The sequence below is a fragment of the Bradyrhizobium sp. Crot121 genome (genome assembly GCF_059512385.1).
The window spans coordinates 1-2,185 of sequence record NZ_JCAMOR010000201.1; the positions used below are offsets into that span (position 1 = coordinate 1).

At 57.6% G+C, this 2,185-nt stretch carries 1 protein-coding gene and 1 pseudogene; both read right to left on the bottom strand.

Annotation, left to right across the window (positions count from 1 at the left end):
• Nucleotides 1-189: 189 nt before the first annotated feature.
• Nucleotides 190-456 (bottom strand): hypothetical protein, encoded by a 267-nt coding sequence (locus tag AC5ZGW_RS45895; protein ID WP_196237468.1) that lies wholly within the window; start codon nucleotides 454-456, stop codon nucleotides 190-192.
• A 1,073-nt stretch (nucleotides 457-1,529) separates the two neighbouring features.
• Nucleotides 1,530-2,075, bottom strand: a pseudogene (locus tag AC5ZGW_RS45900) (LysR substrate-binding domain-containing protein); the annotation flags it as partial.
• Nucleotides 2,076-2,185: the final 110 nt, after the last annotated feature.

Genomic DNA, 2,185 nt, shown 5'->3' on the forward strand with positions numbered 1-2,185 from the left:
TGAGCGGATGGTCCGCAGGAACTCGTGCCTCCGGCGAAATGTACGAAAATAATCCGCCCTGATCCGAAAAAGCGCCCCGCATGCGAACCCCCGACGATCCATGATCGATATAGAATCATCAATCGCAGCCCCTGACGAGGGCTTTTTCAGCAGACTGCTAGCTGCACTCTGCTTCGATTAAGGCGCCAGCTAGATGGCTCTTCTGGCGCCAGCAAGGTTGCTCTCCTCAGAGGGGCCGCCTGATCGAGCGGCAGAGGCAATGGCGACGACCAAATTCATCAATGACGCCAACTCCGCATTACCGGCGGCAGCACGTGCCAGAACAAGCGTGGCGATCGCCGCTCGATTTTCAGGAGTCTGCATAGAAGTCGGTAGCGCTGCGACCGCTTCGTCAAAAATCCTTCCCAGGACCGTAAGGTCTTCCGGATCGTAGACACCACTGTATTGCTGCAACATTCGGCTCCGTATCATTATCGCGCTAGGGCGGCCGCACGTCGCTAAGACGTTTGGCCAAAAGAAGACAGACCAACGACGTACGGCAATGAAGATGCGGTATGCGTTGAAGTGATGCCGTTGCGCAACACAGTCGCGCTTTGCTCTGTCCCGAACCCAGGTAGGCGATATCGGGCAAGCTTCTCTGAACAATTTGCGAGCACCGTTGCCTATGTGCAGCCGAAGCAACGAGGCGAGAAAGATGAACTCTCACATCCGAAGCACCGCTATGCTCACTCATGCCTGCAGGAAGCGCGGAGTCGTTGTGAGATCGACGCGGTCGCCGATGCTAATCCAAAAAACGATAGCCTCAACATTTCCTCAGCTTGGCTCGCATATCTGAATGTCCATCGCAAAGCGATGGCTGCTCTTTTGATTCCGTTTACAACGGATCGCAGCACCGTTACGAGAATGGCGGGAGGGCACCAATCTACCAGCGGCGGCGCTGCTCGACCTTCTCGCGCATGGTATACCAAATGATGGATACTCAGGCGGGCAATGTTCTACCGAATTTCTGCAGCAATGAAGATGCTGATTGCGGATCGGCGATAAGGTGGTGCTCTGAGCGGCGGCGGAGCGCGCGACGGGCTGCGCGCACAAGGCAAATGGCTGGCCTCGATCAGGAAAGCCCTTGGTTTACATCGCACATGTTTGCCGTCTTGCTCGAAGCGGACCGCTGCCGGCGCGGGCACTGTAGTCAGGAAGCACTCTCACGAGGGATGGCGTTCATGCCTCTTGTAGAGGCGCTCGTCAAGAGGTTGCGGGGCAGAGAGCGGTGTGAGGACCAGGGTCAGGCGGCTCTCATGAAATGCGCGCAGACGAAGTTCGAGCAAGAGGTAGGCATTCGAGCCGAGTTCATGCCGGAGCCGCCAGCGAAGACCTTGCAGCATACTTTCCGAGACTGCACCCGCGATGAAGGAGGGCCGGCTCATCACCAAGGATGTGGGCGTAACCGGCTTGAAGCGAGGAGGAGGGCGATGAGACGCTTTAAGTGATCTAGGGGCGCCGAGAGCTTTGTGTGGTCTCAGGCAGGGGAGTCATGCGGGACGCCGCAACAATATCTCCCGCATCCAGATGCATGCCGGATCATTGTTGTGAAAAGCGGGCCATTGAACGGCCTCGGTAAATGCGGGAAGTGACCGCGGAAGTGCGACGATCTGCAGGGGCATCGTCTGCGCGAAATGCTCAACCAGCCTTGAGGGCATCGTAGCTATGCGCCCCGTGTCCAATAGTACAGGCGGGATCATGCTAAAGCTCTGCACGACGACCTCAATGCGTCTCTTGACACCATGCTCAAGTAAGAACCATTCCGCGATGGAGGGCCTTCGCGCACGCCCGAACTTCACTGCGACATGCCCCATTGACATGTATTTGTCGAATGCAAGCTGCGGTGGCAGCCGTTTATTCGTGTGGCAGCCTACGCACACGAGCCGCTCCTCGAACAATGCCGCTTTAGGATGCGCGCTCGACATGAACAATTCTGGCAAGATAAGAAAATCGACTTCACCCCGCCGGAGAAGCTCATCGGTCTCATCGGCGAGTGGCAACAATTCGAAAGTGACGGCGGGAGCTTCTCGTGCGACTCAGCCGAGGAACTCCATGCGGCGGCGGCGCTCTCAATCTTGTGCTCGCGCAGGAAGCGCCAGACATATTGAACGTCGACGTCGCCCAGCGCCTCCGCCAGCAGGGGGCC

What these genes read in the sequence shown, in the direction of transcription:
- AC5ZGW_RS45895 (WP_196237468.1), bottom strand. Translation starts at nt 456, where the DNA reads ATGTTGCAGCAATACAGTGGTGTCTACGATCCGGAAGACCTTACGGTC.